The sequence below is a fragment of the Brevibacillus sp. BC25 genome, assembly GCF_000282075.1.
Taxonomy (GTDB): domain Bacteria; phylum Bacillota; class Bacilli; order Brevibacillales; family Brevibacillaceae; genus Brevibacillus.
This window is the reverse complement of sequence record NZ_AKIX01000135.1, coordinates 15,416-31,393: the sequence shown is the minus strand read 5'-3', so window position 1 is coordinate 31,393 and position 15,978 is coordinate 15,416. Positions and strand designations below refer to the sequence as shown.

Annotated in this window: 11 protein-coding genes; all 11 read right to left on the bottom strand. The window is 47.5% G+C overall.

Translation table 11 applies throughout. The features are described 5' to 3' along the window. Positions 1-131: 131 nt before the first annotated feature. Positions 132-1,532 (bottom strand): exopolysaccharide Pel transporter PelG, encoded by a 1,401-nt coding sequence (gene pelG, locus PMI05_RS29285; RefSeq protein WP_007729894.1) that lies wholly within the window; start codon positions 1,530-1,532, stop codon positions 132-134. Between the two features lie 5 nt (positions 1,533-1,537). Then, the gene (gene pelF / locus PMI05_RS29280; RefSeq protein ID WP_007729893.1) at positions 1,538-2,944 is read right to left on the bottom strand and encodes a GT4 family glycosyltransferase PelF; all 1,407 of its coding nucleotides are present in this window, start codon (positions 2,942-2,944) and stop codon (positions 1,538-1,540) included. A 3-nt stretch (positions 2,945-2,947) separates the two neighbouring features. After that, complete coding sequence (locus PMI05_RS29275; protein ID WP_007729891.1) at positions 2,948-4,855, bottom strand: DUF2194 domain-containing protein; 1,908 nt, start codon at positions 4,853-4,855, stop codon at positions 2,948-2,950. Beyond that, entirely contained in the window at positions 4,852-5,826 is a 975-nt protein-coding gene (locus tag PMI05_RS29270; RefSeq protein WP_007729889.1) for a hypothetical protein, read from the bottom strand. Before PMI05_RS29270 ends, PMI05_RS29275 begins: the two co-directional genes overlap by 4 nt. Further along, positions 5,819-8,029, bottom strand: coding sequence for an NAD-dependent epimerase/dehydratase family protein (locus PMI05_RS29265; RefSeq protein WP_007729888.1), 2,211 nt, complete (start codon positions 8,027-8,029; stop codon positions 5,819-5,821). The genes PMI05_RS29270 and PMI05_RS29265 overlap by 8 nt, the downstream gene beginning before the upstream one ends. 30 nt (positions 8,030-8,059) lie before the next feature. Beyond that, positions 8,060-8,446: a response regulator gene (locus PMI05_RS29260; protein ID WP_007729887.1), complete on the bottom strand. Its 387-nt coding sequence runs from the start codon at positions 8,444-8,446 to the stop codon at positions 8,060-8,062. A 248-nt stretch (positions 8,447-8,694) separates the two neighbouring features. Beyond that, a complete protein-coding gene (locus tag PMI05_RS29255; protein ID WP_007729885.1) occupies positions 8,695-10,959 on the bottom strand; it encodes a cellulose biosynthesis cyclic di-GMP-binding regulatory protein BcsB in 2,265 nt (754 codons plus the stop codon). Positions 10,960-10,962: 3 nt separating this feature from the next. Further along, on the bottom strand, positions 10,963-12,249 hold the full coding sequence (locus PMI05_RS29250) for a glycosyltransferase (protein WP_007729883.1): 1,287 nt from the start codon (positions 12,247-12,249) through the stop codon (positions 10,963-10,965). Next, on the bottom strand, positions 12,242-14,029 hold the full coding sequence (locus tag PMI05_RS29245) for a polysaccharide deacetylase family protein (RefSeq protein ID WP_007729882.1): 1,788 nt from the start codon (positions 14,027-14,029) through the stop codon (positions 12,242-12,244). The genes PMI05_RS29250 and PMI05_RS29245 overlap by 8 nt, the downstream gene beginning before the upstream one ends. Then, positions 13,995-14,864: a GGDEF domain-containing protein gene (locus PMI05_RS29240; RefSeq protein WP_007729881.1), complete on the bottom strand. Its 870-nt coding sequence runs from the start codon at positions 14,862-14,864 to the stop codon at positions 13,995-13,997. The genes PMI05_RS29245 and PMI05_RS29240 overlap by 35 nt, the downstream gene beginning before the upstream one ends. Beyond that, complete coding sequence (locus PMI05_RS29235; RefSeq protein WP_007729880.1) at positions 14,845-15,897, bottom strand: glycosyl hydrolase family 8; 1,053 nt, start codon at positions 15,895-15,897, stop codon at positions 14,845-14,847. The genes PMI05_RS29240 and PMI05_RS29235 overlap by 20 nt, the downstream gene beginning before the upstream one ends. Between the last annotated feature and the right edge of the window lie 81 nt (positions 15,898-15,978).

Below are 15,978 nucleotides of genomic sequence, written 5' to 3'. Positions count from 1 at the left end.
GGTTGTCTGACACTGGCTGTTCAGGCGCATCCTGCGTACAACCAGCCGATACAACTCCTAATGCTACGAGCAGGCTCAGTATGAATCGTTTTTTCTTCAACCTAAGTCCTCCCCAATCTATACGTAACCATCTATTGCACTCGCTTTCCTTTGACAAAGAGCGGCTGTAGGCAGTAAGTGTAATAATCGATATTTTTCAAGTAATAGATCAACCTGTCGAGACCGGCTACCAGTCCAAGAAACGAGGCAATAAAAAATGAAAAACCGTAGTTATGAAGGGGCAACATCGCTATAGTGATGACAACGGTACTGACGAGAAATAAGGTTGTCACCGTAAGCGCTCCCTTCCGATCGTCAAAATAGAGCAACATCAGCACGATCACAAACATAACAGCGTACAAATACCCCGCGATGACCAAGATGTTGTACCTCTCCATTTGATCGGACGTAAAACCGATATGCGGAAGCAGCGTAATGCCTAGAGCCAGTGCAACGAAGGAAAAGAACAACTGCACCTCCATCATGAAGCTGAGCTCCTGCATCAACGTTTGAACCATGTCTGTTTTCGCCCGCTTGATATCCTGCACCGAGCCTGTGCCCAATATCGTTCCGTAATACGCTCGGTACTTCTCGTAAAAAGCAGTCTCCACAGATACCACAAACATGACCATGGTAGGCAATATGCTCAAGGAAGCGTAGAACGCTGGCACGTCGTAAAAAGGCGCAATCACGTAAGTATCCGCTACGACCTCCTGCAACGGACTCCCCAACCAGTAAATGAAATGGTGCACATAAAAACCAAGAGAACAAAAAAGACCCACACCAAGCAGACTTGGGTACTTTTTCACGTATTTCAGGAAATCAAAATAATTCCTCTCCCGCTTCGGGAAAAAACTCTCAAGATGAATCATAGAGAGGACGATCATCGTAAAAAAGCCGAGATCCAAAGAAATCAGCATCGCGATCCCTTTTTCCAGCTCAGTCAGATTCAACAGCAGAAACGCAGCCAGAAGCGTAACGGCAACAGCAGCCAAATACCCACGAATGATGCGCATATAATCCTTTAATGCGGACAAGTAGGCGGATTGCAGCCATACGACGATCAGTTCCACAAAAAGAAGGTAGGCTACGAGTTTGAAGCCAGACGGCAGAGGCGCGAGCCAGTAAAAAACACCGCCCAGAATCCCCCCCAAACCTAGACAAACAGCGATAACTCCATACAAAGACGCAATGATGTCGTTATACTCACGCAAGTAAATTTTGTCTGCAATATAGCGAGAAATGACCATGGAAAAGCCGCAGGTAATTAACAGCGAAAACACGAATGCATAAACGACAGCTGCTAAAAAAGACATCCTTTCCAAATAGCTGACATTCAATTGAAGAAGGATTTGCTGTAGCACCGTAATCATTACCATACAAATCAGCATCGGTCCGACTGTGACCAGCGAAGAAAATGCATACGCCTTCACACTGGACAAATACCCTTTATTCCGAAACATTTTCTTCAGTTCAAAGCCAATGCCCGCCATGTTTCTTACACCTCGTATTTCCGATACATATTGCGATATCCCGCCAAGAAATTCCCATGTGTGTAAATAGTCGATACTCGCTGGAAGCCACATCTGCCCATACGCCGTCTCATGGGCTCGTTTTGGCATAACGTAATGATCGCTTGAGCAATTTGAGTAAAATGCATGACGGGTACCGTTATCCCTGCGTTGCCATAGTTGTCACCATTGCCGTACAACAATTCCCGACAGCTTCCCACGTCCGTTGTGACGAAGGGTTTTCTGCATGCCATTCCTTCCAAAATAACGAGCGGTTGTCCTTCACTGATGCTAGTCAAAACAAGCATGTCCATTTTTCCGAGATACTCTTTCACATTAACCGCACCCGTAAACGTAACATCCTCCAGCTGCAGGCTTTCGACCAATTGCAGGCATTCTGTGTAATACTCCTCGTCTTCATCTGTCGGGCCCATGATGACAAAGCGTGCGTGTGGCACTTGTTCTTTGACGAGCCCGAAGCTGTGCAGCATTGTTTTAATATCCTTGATGGGTACCACGCGGACGACAGCGCCAATAGTTATTGCGTCGTTCTTTTTTTCCTCCACGATGTCTGCATAGTCGCTCACTTTTACACCGTTTGGGATCACTGATACTTTGGAAGGATCACAGCCTAGCTCAATCTGAATTTCCTTGTTTCGCTCAAACAACGTGATTACCTCATCCGCGTAGGAGTAGGCACATGCAGAAAGGTTATGAAAATAATCGATCCAAATATCTTTAAAGTGACCCTTAATCCAGTTTGCCTTGATAATTTCTTCTTCCCGCTCGCGGGTATAGATTCCATGCTCCGTCAGCAAAAACGGCTTTGCATGCAAATACTTCCCGAGACTCCCAGCTACACCGCCATATCCTGTACAAACACTGTGATACAAATCCGCTTGCGGCATGCCGTTTTGAATGACCAGACATAGCGGCAACACCATCGAGCGAATCATCCAGATCATTTCGGTGAAGGGAATTTGCGGGTATTTTTGCTCGCAAAGCCGCTGGATTACCTCGAAAAAGTCCTTGCTTGTAAGCAACTCGGCTACGGATGGCACCTTACTCCCTGACAACACGGAAAAAAGAGCGTGCCAGTCGCCCTTACTGCCATCAAGCAACGAAAGCACCGCTTGCTGCTCATCCTCAGTTAGCCCCAGACGCTTGCCCAGTGCAGCCTCTTCTTTGAGATAGGCATCCAGAAATACCTCTTTGATCTCCACCACATTTGCAGGGAGCTGATAGACGTATTTCCCCCTGTTTTTCTCTTCTGCACCAATCGCATAAATGATAAATTCATGCTCTGGCATACTAGCGATTAAGGAATGAATCCAACTAGAAACGCCTCCTGTAATAAAAGGGTAAGATCCTTCGGCAATCAGACAAATTTTCATCGCTTACTCTTCCAGTCCTATTTCAAATTTTGCACCCGTTGCATGTACAAGATAGGCGCCTTCCTCTATTTTTTCTACCGTGCAATTGACCAAGCTCGTCATTTTTTTGTTTGTCCGCAAGATGTAATACATTTCGCCGGAGAAATTGTTCATGTATCCTGTCATTTTTTTATCTGTATGCGCGATATACACATCTGTCTGCAAATAGCTCTCAAGGCTTGCTGCAGCTTCGGAAGCAGTCTGGCTACGCAGCCATGGATACTGCTGGTAAAGCTCTTCCATCATGAGTTGAAAGTCTTTTACCAATTCCGGCCACGACTTGTTATTGCTTCTCTCCTTGTCCAACACATCGTCTGGGTGAACAAAATGAGAAAAAACACCGATGGATGTGATCGCATTCGCTATGTACCAATCATGAATGTCTGTGCGACTGTATCCCGAGGTAATACGCGGCAGCTCTACGATGCCATCCTCCGCAACGGAAAACTCCTGGATGTATTCGTGCGTGCTGTCTGATTCCGCATATAAGGAGGCAATGACTCTCAGATCAGGGAAGGACTTTTTCAGCGCTCGACGCCCTTCCGCTCCCAACACGTTGGAAGGCGGGACATACACCTGTACGTCGTATGACGAGAAGACCTTCCTGATATAATCGTCCAGGTATGCAAGTGACTCAGCCATGCTTGCTTCATCAGGCCAAGCCTTATACTCGTAATGGCTCGCCGTCGCTTGATCAGTAACCAGCGATTGATGATTGTATCCGTGGATGCCCAATTCACCACCCAATTTCAACAAATCCCTGCCGTACGTAATCAGATTGTTCGAATCCGTTCCTTCCTCATCTGTAAAGGGGGCGGCAACTCGGTTATTGTATGTTTTGATAATCGCTCCCGTGTAGGTCACATCATAATCAGCAGCAAGCTTGATCATGTCGGGCCACCACACATCCCGAAAGAAGCTGGGAATATCTTTGCGGTACTCGCCGTAAATATTCGGCTCGATTCCCTGACGAAAGGGAGCGGGAAAGTCGTCAATATACGTGATTTTCATATTGAAAATAGGGTACATGAAATCTTGATTCAGTAAACTGATGCCACCAGCAATCAGTCCTCTGTTCATTGCAGATTGCATATTCGTCCCGTTATAGACCAGAAACTTTCCCTGTCCATGCTGGGCCTCCCATAGCAGTGGCATATTGTCGGCAGAAACTGCATGTACTTTCGCTTTCCTATCCAACTCTACAGGAATCGAGGAATTAACAATGGACTCTGCCCCGATTTTTGCATCTTCTCCTTGGATCAAGAGATTGGATGTCATCTGAATGCCGTTTGTCACGATGGGGAGATCGATGGAATTGATCCCTAGCTTTCGGTAAATGCGATATAAGCTGTCGTTGTATTCTGGCGTACGTGAAAGGAACACATTTCCCCCATTGTGCGCATATTGCATCATCGCATCCAGATCGGCTAGCAAGCCCAGATTTTCTATGGTGACAATGACCGTCATGTATTGGGAATCGGGCTTCGAGAACTGCTTAACGTCTGCGAGATCGTACTCCTTTTTCATATACCGCAGCACTTGCTCCACATTCCTAGCGATTGCCATACTGCTCTCATCCTTGGAATCATGCAGAATGAGGAACCGCTCCCTTGCAAGCTTGGCGATTTCTTCCTGGCTGATTGCGTTTTGCTTCGGCTCGTCAGTCTGCACTCCCGAGCCTCCCGATTTATTACTGCTCACCTGGAGGATGAACTGGGAACGGGTAGCTTCTATGGTGATCCCGAGAATCGCCACAAAGATCAGAATGATGTAGATGTTTTTTTTCACGGGAATATCGTTGGACCTCGCCCCGCTCCATTCTCGGTCCTTTTCCCTGTCTCTTTTCTTTCTCCTGTTCCATGTCATTCTCATTTTGTATCGCTCATCTCTTTCGAATTCGTCCCTGCTTCCTGTGCAGCAGCGACTTCCTTCCAAGTACTGTCTTGTTCATCCGCCTCCAGGGTGTTCCAGTAGCGGATCATCATCAGCGTAGCGTGAGAGATTTTAACCGACGAGCCTTTTAATCGATTCATTTCTGCCGCAAACCCTGCATGGTCTCTGATCGTAAAGAATCGCTTTAGCGACATAACATATGGCTGTTCGCTTTCTGGATGATACTCATGAAACAATTGACAGTACTGTGCGGCTTTTTCATAGGACTGGTTCACTAACTCACAATTGATCTTGTCCACAAAATAGCTTTCTTGTTCCTGATAAATGTCCAATAAAGACTCCAGCACAAAGGAATACGTATAGCTGTATTTCACATAGGTGCGTTGATCAATCAGTGAACTGTCCAAGTACTTCTTCAAAACGTCTGCGTAGGCGCGTAAAACCTCAAGATCCTGCTTGTTCTCCTCGTATTTCACTGATAAATCCTGCAGTTTGAGTTGAAGGTTGCGCCGCATTTCCGTTAAAGCGGCTGCCGCGTAGTGAACCGTTTCCGAATCCTCGTTTTGCAAGGCTGTCTCCAATGTGCCGATCTGCCAAATGGTCTGCTCTTTCAGGACATCGATCAGCATCTTTCGGCGCGTGCTAGTGTCGTTCAAAAACAAAATGTCCTCAACTGGAACGATGTTCATTTCCTTTTCCATGTCCGCTCTTCGGAAAATATTCGATCCCTCGGCTAGTTTAAGCAAATCACTCTCCAGCATTAGCTCATTCACATTCTTTTTCGACGTTCGCTTGTACACATCGGTTATCCCCAATAACAGGAGGCCAAAAACAGGAAGAAAGCCAGCAACAAGCATTCGCATAATAAGCACCTGCTTATTTTTGCCGCGGCTTTGCATCCAACTGTAACTAACAGTCACCAAGACATGGAGGAGGACTAGATTAAGCATAGGCGCCATCCTTCATGGAGAAGCGATCCTGGTCTTTTTCCTGTACAATTCTCGCTGCAATGCCGAGTCTACCAAGCCGATCAATCACGATATTGGCTTCTTGCTCGTTTGAATTGGAGAGAATGATATAGACATCTCCTGTTTCGTCCATTCCCATATAATCCGCTTCGCGCAGAGAGCTCGCGATAAAGGTAGAGAGCGTATGATGATCCATTTGCGCAGCGTCCACTGTCAAGAGTGTAAAATCCGTGTTCAACTGTTGCTTGGCGTCCCTTTTATTCTTCAACATAGCCGAAAAATAAGCTGGAATCAGGATGGAGGTGCCTTCTAGGTAGCGATCCTTTTGTGTGGAGTTTAAGAAACGAAGTGAACGCGACAACGCGGAAGAGATCAATTGAACGGCGACCTGAAAAAGGTTTTGGGTGTACATCGTAAAATTCTCGAATCCAAGTTGTTGCAGCGTAATGACCGCCACCATTTTGCCCTTGTCAAAAATGGGAGCTGCCATAAGAGGCATGTCGTGACGCAGCTCTTTATTCACGATGATCTTCTTCATTGTCATTAATTCAGAAAGATAAGCATGCTCACTCATTTTCAACGAGCGTGGCAGATCAAAGCCCGCTTTATTTGATTTAGCCATCAATCGCAAGAAGGAGCCATTTTGATTCATCGTATAAATTGCGATCTCATCGGACTTCATGATTCTTTCCAACACCTTGACCGATTTCTGCAATACGCGTTCAGGCTCAAGGCTATCCAGCTCCTTGGTGATGTTGTATATTTTTCCAAAGCTGTCTTCTGAATTCACGATCTGCTGCTGCAATTCTTGCTTGACCATCAGGACATCGTTGTAAATGTCTTTTAAAAAGTCATACTTGTCTTCCATCGCTTGCTTTTGCAGTTCTTTGGACAGTACGTCCCTGTTGCGTTTGTCGATCGAATAACCCACAGCAATTCCGATAATAAAATAGACAGCGATATGAAACAGAACATTGGCGTCATACAAGAGCGATACGATATCGCGCCCGTTATGCAAACTTTCTCCGATGAAAAGTCCACAGGCCAGGATGACAGACAAGAGGGATTGCTTCGTTCCGTAAATCGCGCCTATCAACACGATGTAAATCAGCTTGAGATCAAAAACACCGCTGTTAACCGTTCCAACTGTAGCGAAAATCACCACAAGAAAAGCGAGAATGTTCTCAATGTACGGCCTTACATCCCATGAACGGAGCCAATGGATCGTTTTCTTCGCATCGCTCTCCTGTTCCTGCTCTTGTTCTTTCTCTGCAAGGGTCGTTTGATACCACTGCGCCGTTTTTCCCAGCCCCTCCGGCAATGAATACATCGGAACCCAGTCTAGTCTTCTTTTTGCCCGCGTATTGTCCAAAACCGACTTATCTACGTCTCCTGGGCGTTTTTTCCTTCGTAATATTCCCTGGAGAGACTGGTTCACCCCGAGAATGTCAATCAGCTCATTAATGCTGCTTTCCTGATTGGTAGACAAATTCATCACCCCGGTATCATCCGTGGTAACGGAACGGAAAATGGCGTCAGCTACATCCTCTACATAAATAAAATCTCTCGTTTGACTGCCGTCCCCGTGCAAAACTATTTCTTTTCCATGGTTAATCTGGGTTAAAAAAGTAGAGATGACGCCGCCTTCCCCTACTGCACTTTGTCTGGGGCCATACACATTCGCCAGGCGAAAGGCTAGCGTTCGCAAGCCGTACATTTCCGTCCATTTGCGGCAATACATCTCGCCGATGTGCTTGTTTATTCCATAAACAGATACCGGATCACACGCTGAATCTTCATGTAACGGAGTATTTTCATTCATGCCGTAAACGGCGGCCGATGACGCAAAAATAAATGTGGACACGCTATATTTGCTCGATAGCTTCAGCATATTCACGAGTCCAAGAATGTTCGTATTCGAATCCAGCAGGGGGTCTTCCATGGATGCAACAACACTCACTTGGGCCGCTAAATGTACAACGACATCGAACTTGTTGCTTTTAAATACCTCGTCACATTTTTTATCCGCTACATCCAGCTCGTATGCCTTATGCGGAAATGTGACGTTCCTCTGATTGCCTGAACTGAGATTGTCGAGGATGAATACTTTATAGCCTTCCTTATTAAATCTCTCCGCGACAAAAGAACCGATGAACCCATAACCACCTGTAATCAAAACTTTCATACTAACACCTCAGCTATTTGTTTCACCTGTCTATCTCCACGACGGACATCCCAACCCTGTTCCCAATACTTTTTGGACAGCCCATTCGATCCGCTCCAGCTGCAATGGCTTTGCTATAAAATCCCGCGCACCTGCCTGAAGTGCCTTGATGACGGTATCGTGCCTAGACACTGCTGAGCAAATAATGATTTTGGCATCCTTGTCCAACTCCATGATTTTGCGTGATGCAGTCAAACCGTTCATGCCGGGCATGGTAATATCCATCGTAACGAGTGATGGTTTATACAAGCAGTAATTTCTAACAGCCTCTTCTCCAGATGCAGCTTCTGCAACGACATGCAGTCCTAACGACTCAAATATGTTGCGCAGCACATGCCTCGTAAACGCTGTATCATCAACAATCAGTATGCTATTCATCCAAAATGCTGTCTCCCATCCTATCTTCTATATCTTTTGGACTACATTATAATAGTAATATATTACTATTTTTACTGCGAATCAAAATAGTAGTTTCTTAACTTTTCATAGGCACAAAGCCCCCTCGTTCCGTAGCTTTACCCATTCTACTAGGATCATCTCAACAATTTCTGAACAAGAGACAAAAAGAAGAACAGGGACAGTTACCTATACGGCAACTTATCCCTGTTCTTCTTCATACTTTTTTACTATCTTCCTCTACGTGACTTCTCTTTCTCTTTTTTTAACAAGCGAATAAAGATCACCAGTACAATCAGGAATACCGCCAAAATCACTCCGATTAACCAGAGCGGGATATTGCCCACTACCTCATTTATGCCTTTTGTCTGTTTCTCTTCATGGTCTTCGAGCTGAATAGAGAAAACCTCGTTTGATTTGCTCATCACAACAATTTGCCCATCTTCGTTGGAATTCTTCAGATATTCAAGTAGATCAGCATGAAGGAAGGTTCCCTTACTAGCCTTATTCTCGTCTGCAGATTGGAAAACACTCAACGTCCGCTCCTGATTCCAGATCGAGGGCTGGACCCAGGCCACATAACGGCTCGTCTCGTTGATTACGTGGTATTGGTTCAACTGTTTGGCCTCATTGATCAAAAGCTGTCCCTGAACCTTCTGCAAGCTCGGGTACTGCTCCATATCCCCCATCGCAACCACATTGTACGAGGCGATCTCTTGCAAGGCCTTCTCGTTCAGAGGCTCCTGGAAAATGACGAAGGAGCTTCCCTTCTGATTGCTTACCTCCGACAGCATATTATTCATTAGCATCGAAAACTGGGACAAATAGGAACCTGTCCATTTTTCCGGCAGCAGGAAGGCGGTGTCCTTCAAACCTGCATCCTGCACAAAAGGAGCGGGCCAGTACCGGAAGCTACGCTGTGCGGGTACCTCGTGCGGCACGTTTAAACTACTTTCCTTATCCACAAACACCCAGCGCCCCATGTTGTTCTCAGGCGCACACACATCACCCTTCTGGTTCATCGAAGCCGAGAAAGAGACTGTCAGAGCATGATTCGCCTCTTTGATGACTGACTGTGAAATGGGGATACTCACGTGGTAGTTATCGTTATCGTCCACTGCTTTCAACTGCTGGAGCATGACCGTATAAGGTACGCCATTTACCGTTACCGTCAACTGGTGCTGTGGCTTATCTTCCCCTTCGTACTTCTGCATGAGCAATGGGGAAATCTTCAGTTTCAAATCAAGCGTGACGTCCCCGGTAATCTTCCAATGAGACGGAATTTTCAAGGTCACCTGCTCGGTACGGCTGTTTCCGTGCTCAAGCATAACATGCGAATATCCGCCTGAAGCCAAAGAAAGAGAAATCGGACTTTGCTCTGTTGCCTGTACGCTGGGAACCTGGTTGACAGTCAGTTGATTCCCTGCCAACTGCTTGTTCATTTCCTTATCTGTCAGTAGATGAATCGTCTCGGCAAAGTTTGTCTCCTTGCCTCTCGACACCAAGAGCAAGAGCTTGGCTTCAGCAGATTGATTCACTCTCATCTGATAGTAATCGAGCCCCAGCTTTTGTTCCCTTGTCGCAATCCCCTGTTCAGCAACCAGTGTTTTGAGCGGGCCAGTCCACCCTTCCGGATTGCCGATCGCGATGACGTGTCCCAATTCTCCCTTTGCTTTCCACTCGCTCTCTGTCATGATCGGGATCGGGCGTTTCGTAGCTGTCTGGGCAGACAAGGATGTGGCTACCTTCAACGCGGCTGCCACCACATCTTGATCTGCGGCATCAGGAACGACGATTTTGGTAAACACTTCAGTCGAATTGCCCGGCTCTACGAACGGTACCGGGTACTCTCTCAACAGATCGGCAGACGAGGTTACGGCCTGCGTATCCAGAAAAGCAAAGGAGCTTTTATCGATTTTTACCCAGTTCGCTGGATCGTTCTGATCGTCACAAATGTTGTCGGTGAGCAGGCTATGCTTGGTGATGGTAATTTTGTGGAAGCCGATTGCCGTCTCGTCCGCTCCCAGCGGTACTCTGATTTTCCCTTGCTGGGCCGTCTCCTTGGTTAAAAACACGCTTTTCAACGGCTTGTCATCGACACTTACCGTCAAAGTAGAACGTGTGCCGTTCAGCAGCTCGGAGTGACTAAATGAGATCTCCAGATAGTTGTTGCTTCCGATGGTTGCTCGCGGAACAGAGTAGAAGTAATCAAAGGACTCGTTTACCCCATCCAATGTGACCGGCTCACTCGTAAAACGCAAAACAGTTCCTGGTGTCTTGTCAATTCCATTGGCTGCGTAAGTCGTTTTTGCTTGCTTGGCTAAGTTTGAAAAGGTAAACACAGCTGGGCGCATCGCCTGTCCCGATGGCGCAGTTGCCCCGGTTTGTGTCGGTGCTGTCGTGCCTTGAGCGTAGAGCGTACCCACTCCTTGCCCAAAAAGGAGAGCGGTTACGGTCAATAGCGCAAACGCCGGTTTCCAATTGTTTCTCTTCATGTTTTACACCTGTCTTTCTGCTGGCGGTGCGGACTTCTTATCTGCCGCGAAACGCTCTGTCTTATACCATTTAAGCTCCTGTCGAAATACAACCCGTTTGAACTCCAGGTAAAGGGCGTAGACGACCAGGACGATCCAGAGCTGCGAGTAAGTAAAATACATCAACAACACAATCAAGAAGTTTTTTACATTCAATTCAGTCCGTTCAATACTAAGTGCGATCATTACTTCAGTGACGTACAGGAAGTAAGCCAAAATCCAGAGAATCATGGCGACAATGCCTACCTGCAAATGCAGATCGACGAACATATTCGTCACAAACAGTACATCCGATACGATCACACCCATAAAGAACAGGAAATAAGTGAAGAAGAAGTAGATCAAATCAAACATGATGCTTTTCTTCCGCAAAGAGAAGATTCTCCACATGAACTTCAGCACAACGTACTGATTCCCTCGCGCCCATCGCGTCCTTTGCTTCCACCACACCTTCCAGCTTTCAGGCTCCTGCTCCCATGTGATCGCCGCCGGGAAGAAACGAATATAGTAGCCCTCATTGTAGACACGGATCGTCAGCTCGGTGTCTTCCGCGAGAGCTTTTTCATCCCAGCCACCCAGTTCCTCCACCAAGCTGCGGCGAATGGCGAAGTTGGTTCCCGGAATCGTCGTCACCCGGAACCAGAAAAATCGTCCTGCCTGCGCCATCCATTGAAAGCAGATCGTCTCGATGTTGATAAAACGTGTAAGCAAATTCGTAGCGGCGTTCACCACCCTGAATTTGCCGACAACAGCCCCTGCCTTTGGATCGTTTAACAGCGCCAGAACAAGGTAGTAGACAGCTTTGCGCTCTGGAGTATTATCAGCGTCATAGACCACGATGACTTCTCCTGTGGAATGAGCCAAGCCTTGGTTGAGCGCACCCGATTTTCCTTTTCCGGCATGAGGAGGCTTGGTGTGGACCACCTTCACGTACGGGTATTTGCTGGCGTATTCATCGGCGATTTCACCCGTGCGATCACGCGAGTTGTCATTGATGACGACAATCTCCAGCTTGTCTTTCGGATAATCCAACCTCAGCATCGCCTTAATGGTCCGTTCGATGACGACTTCCTCATTGTGAGCGGGGATCAGAACGCTTACCTTTGGCAGCGGATGCTGGTTTTTTTCCCACTCTGGAATGGGTCGTCTATATCGCAGGTAGTGAAAATACCCACCCTGCATCAAGAACATATGGTACAGCAGCATAATCCAGATGACAGACAGGGAGAGATAAAATAAAGCATTAGCCATCGAGATCACGCTCCATAAATAGTTGTTTGCGCAGGTTAGCCCGATTGCGCCACGTATACAACATAAACAGCATGACCATGACAGACACGAGTCCGGCAATGCCCCAAAGTACGAGCTGTACCCACCCATTTTCACGCAGGAAATCCTGAAGATTTTGGTAAATATCCGAAGCCTTCAACGTTGAACCCTGCTCCTCTAAAGACTCGGCGAGGATAGGTGGCTCACTGACTTCCTGACCGCTATCCAGACTGATTTCCTGTCCGCTCAGCCCGCGGACGTCTATCCACTTCACATCAGGCAGGGTCTCCACGTAGGCAATCATTTCTTTTAAAGGTTTTATTCCTAAATAGGGATGAAAAAACATGCTGACCATGCCATCGCGTACAAAGCTGACTTCTCTGTATTTGTCCTTGATATCCTGCAGCGGGGTAGAAGAGGAGGGATCATAATAACCGACTGTTTCCGGCAGGAGGGTCATTCCGTGCAAAAAGGCCGGCTTCGACACGAAAGGAGGGGCTCCCATGTGTACCCAGTCCCTGTCATTAAACTGAAGCTGGCCAAGGACATAAGGAAAGTAGCGGGCCATGACCTCGTACCCTTTTTGGCTCATCGTGTAGTGCGGGGCCTCAAAAGCGACCGGAGCCAGACCCAGCTCGGTCAGTTCCTTGATTCCTGTCTCCATGCGTGTCTGTATATAATGCTCCTCATATTCTTTCAGCGACTGCTGATAGGTCTCATACTCGGTCTGAGACGAAAACGCATGCCTTTTCTTCAAAGGAGTCTCGTCGTCCGGAGCTTTGGAGACTGGCGAGTTGTTTTCGATGTCCCAAAACTCCGACCCTTCCCCTGTTTCCGAATTGCGATAGTGGTGCATGTATCCGTGCAGTACGATGCTTGCTCCTCTTTTTTGCAACTCCCGCAGCACCTTGAGCATCTCTGGGCGATCCTTCAGATGGACCATCTCATGCGTCTCGGAGTTTTCGTACACCGGGATAAGCGCAATGACGAAAGGAATCCCCTTGTCTGCCAAATAACTCCCCGCCTCCCAGACCAGCTTGGGATCGGAATGGGGGTGTACGTCCTCCAGACGGATCAACGCGTAACGCCCCGCGTCATGCGGTTGCTTGAAAACCTCGTGTAGTGCTTCTGACACAAAGAGGGAGAAGGGCGAAGTGAAGTTGGAGCTAGCAAAATACGCTGTCTTTCCGTTCTGAACCATCAGCGGGTATGTATACATCCCCTTCCAGCCCTCAAGCAAAACATCGCCTTGAGATAGCGAGACATGCCCCACCAAATAGTTGTCATTCAGCAGGACTTGGTCAACACCCTTAGGCTTTGATACCTTCTGGATATCCACCTGTCCGTTCACCTGGAAAAAGGAAAACCGCGCTCCCAACTGCTCTACGTTTTTGCCAAGCGCAAGCCAGGTACCCTGAAAGCGTTGCATGATTTGCCTCGAAGAACTGCTCAAATCCTTCGAGATGCTACCGTAGTAGACGAGATGTGTGACTCCGTCCAAATCTCGCTCGGTCAATACCTCGTCCGCCACATAGGTGAGCTTTGAGCTGTAATGTCCCAGCACCAGATCAAGCATGCGCACTTCATCCGTCAAGGCTCCGTCTTGGGTCGAGTAGACGACCAGTACCTCTGGCTCTTGTCCCGCCCGCTCCGCAGCGTACAGCTTACCCCCTGTTCCAGCCAGCAGCAAGAGCATCGCAAGCAAAGAAACGACTATGCGGCAGCGATTATTGAATGTATTGTTCCAGCTCTTGTTTGGCACGTTGCACCATCTCCAAATGGTCACTCACATCTTCCGCGTAATGACTGATTCCAAACCCGATCGTCAGTGTGACCTGCTTTTTGTCATTCTCCAAATTGTGGACGGATAGGAGCCTTTCGATCTTTTTGACGACTACTTCCGCCCCTTCCTCATGGCTGTTGCTCAAAATAACAGCGAAGGTTCCTGAACCCTGCTCCCCGCGGTCGAGACGAAACTTGCGGTCTGTCAATCGCGTGTTGTTGCGTAGTATGGTTGAGAGCGAGCTGAGCAGATAATCTCCCTCTTTTGGACCGTACAAGCGTTGGAAGGAATCCAGATACAGGACTTCAATGAGCATCAGCGAAAAAGGGATGCCTGTCCGACGAGAGCGGCTACATTCTTCTTCCAAATCAAAGAGCAGTCGTTTCTCATTTGAAAAGCCCGTCACTTCGTCGATCGTCACCAGCTCGTCAAACTTCCCAACCATCTCCTGATGCTCGGCCACTGTCCGCCTCACCAAGCGATGGATCAATCCGGTCAGAACGGCAGCGCCGAGAAAGAGTCCCATCCAGATGACCATGTCAGAGAAGGAAAAGGAAATTGTCCATCCAGCAAACATGCCCCAAATTAACAAACTGCCAAAGGCGAATAAGCTGATCAGGGCGAGCCCCAGGCTAGCCAACAGTCCAAAAATGATACCCGTCAGACTAATGACCAGTGTCCAGACCAAGAGTAAGGCTGGGATCAGCGGCAGAGCAGGCATTCCCACCGCAAACAGGGCGAGCAGAATGATGAAAAGCAAAAACAACACTTGATAGCTGATAAATTTACCGTTTTTACTGAAGGGTTCCCTCATTGAACAGCCTCCTTTCTGCGAGCAGTGGAAGCAGATTGTCAAACGAATGCGTGTCCATCTGACTCATGTCCACGTAACCGCCATAGAACTCGCTTTCTGGACGTCGAATCTGCTGACGAACCATCCGTTCATATAAATCACGGGCAAACGTGTAATCCTTAAGCTCGCTCGCTGTCAGGATCGCCAAGCTGTACACAGCTGGAGACTCGTATGATACCAGCGGTTTCTTGGTACTGGCATCGTATCTGCCATACAATAGTCCATTACGCGCAAACTCATCTTTGAGAAACGCCCACAACTCTGGGGATGATATGCCTACCTGTGCGCGATGGTAGCCTATGTACAACTGGTCAATCAGATTCACTTCCTGATGATAGACATACTCCTTGCTGCCCAACTGATAAGAAAATGGGAAAAACCCGTTTTTGGTCGGCAACGTGTTCAGAAAGGAATGTACTTGATTATTCAATTCTTTGCTCACCTGTTGATGCTTCTCCATCAATTGAACGGCTGAAGCATTCAAATAGGAGAGTGTCAGGTAATCGCTGGCTACCTTATAATGGCGATCGTAAAAATCGACCAGCAGTCCCTCTCGACTCTGGTTCTCCACGATGCTTTGTCCAACTTCATTGGCCAATTGGATGTAGCTCTCGTCTCCCCATTTTTCGCCTGCCATGTAAAGAGCTTCTGCGATCCTCAGGTCATCCACCAATGCATTGGTCGCGACTGGGGTCTCATTCCCTCCACCCGCTTTCCAAGCAATCCATCCATCCTGATAATCGTAGGCTTTCATGACCTCTACATTCTTAGCAAAGAGAGCTTGATCCCCTTTTTCCACTGCGTACAGCATCCACAGACCAAGCGATTCCGAAAGGGTCTCTGTCCCTTTTGCAACACTCGGGTCATTAGATGTAGCAGGCTTCATATTTGTTTTCAAGGTCTGATCGTCATTCGTCAAATGCTCCTTGATAAAGAGCTCGCCCGGCAAAAGCCTGACGTATTCGGAGCTACTGGTATTCTGTTCCATTTTCATGGCAGACGGCACCCCCTGAAAAAAGCATCCACTCAAGATGAGGGCAAGTAGGGAGACTGCTATCATGGGAAAGCGAAAATC

Excerpts from the sequence above, each read along its gene's own strand:
- pelG (WP_007729894.1), bottom strand. The coding sequence starts at position 1,532 with ATGGCGGGCATTGGCTTTGAACTGAAGAAAATGTTTCGGAATAAAGGG.
- pelF (WP_007729893.1), bottom strand. The coding sequence starts at position 2,944 with ATGAAAATTTGTCTGATTGCCGAAGGATCTTACCCTTTTATTACAGGA.
- PMI05_RS29275 (WP_007729891.1), bottom strand. The coding sequence starts at position 4,855 with ATGAGAATGACATGGAACAGGAGAAAGAAAAGAGACAGGGAAAAGGAC.
- PMI05_RS29270 (WP_007729889.1), bottom strand. The coding sequence starts at position 5,826 with ATGCTTAATCTAGTCCTCCTCCATGTCTTGGTGACTGTTAGTTACAGT.
- PMI05_RS29265 (WP_007729888.1), bottom strand. The coding sequence starts at position 8,029 with ATGAAAGTTTTGATTACAGGTGGTTATGGGTTCATCGGTTCTTTTGTC.
- PMI05_RS29260 (WP_007729887.1), bottom strand. The coding sequence starts at position 8,446 with ATGAATAGCATACTGATTGTTGATGATACAGCGTTTACGAGGCATGTG.
- PMI05_RS29255 (WP_007729885.1), bottom strand. The coding sequence starts at position 10,959 with ATGAAGAGAAACAATTGGAAACCGGCGTTTGCGCTATTGACCGTAACC.
- PMI05_RS29250 (WP_007729883.1), bottom strand. The coding sequence starts at position 12,249 with ATGGCTAATGCTTTATTTTATCTCTCCCTGTCTGTCATCTGGATTATG.
- PMI05_RS29240 (WP_007729881.1), bottom strand. The coding sequence starts at position 14,864 with ATGAGGGAACCCTTCAGTAAAAACGGTAAATTTATCAGCTATCAAGTG.
- PMI05_RS29235 (WP_007729880.1), bottom strand. The coding sequence starts at position 15,897 with ATGAAAATGGAACAGAATACCAGTAGCTCCGAATACGTCAGGCTTTTG.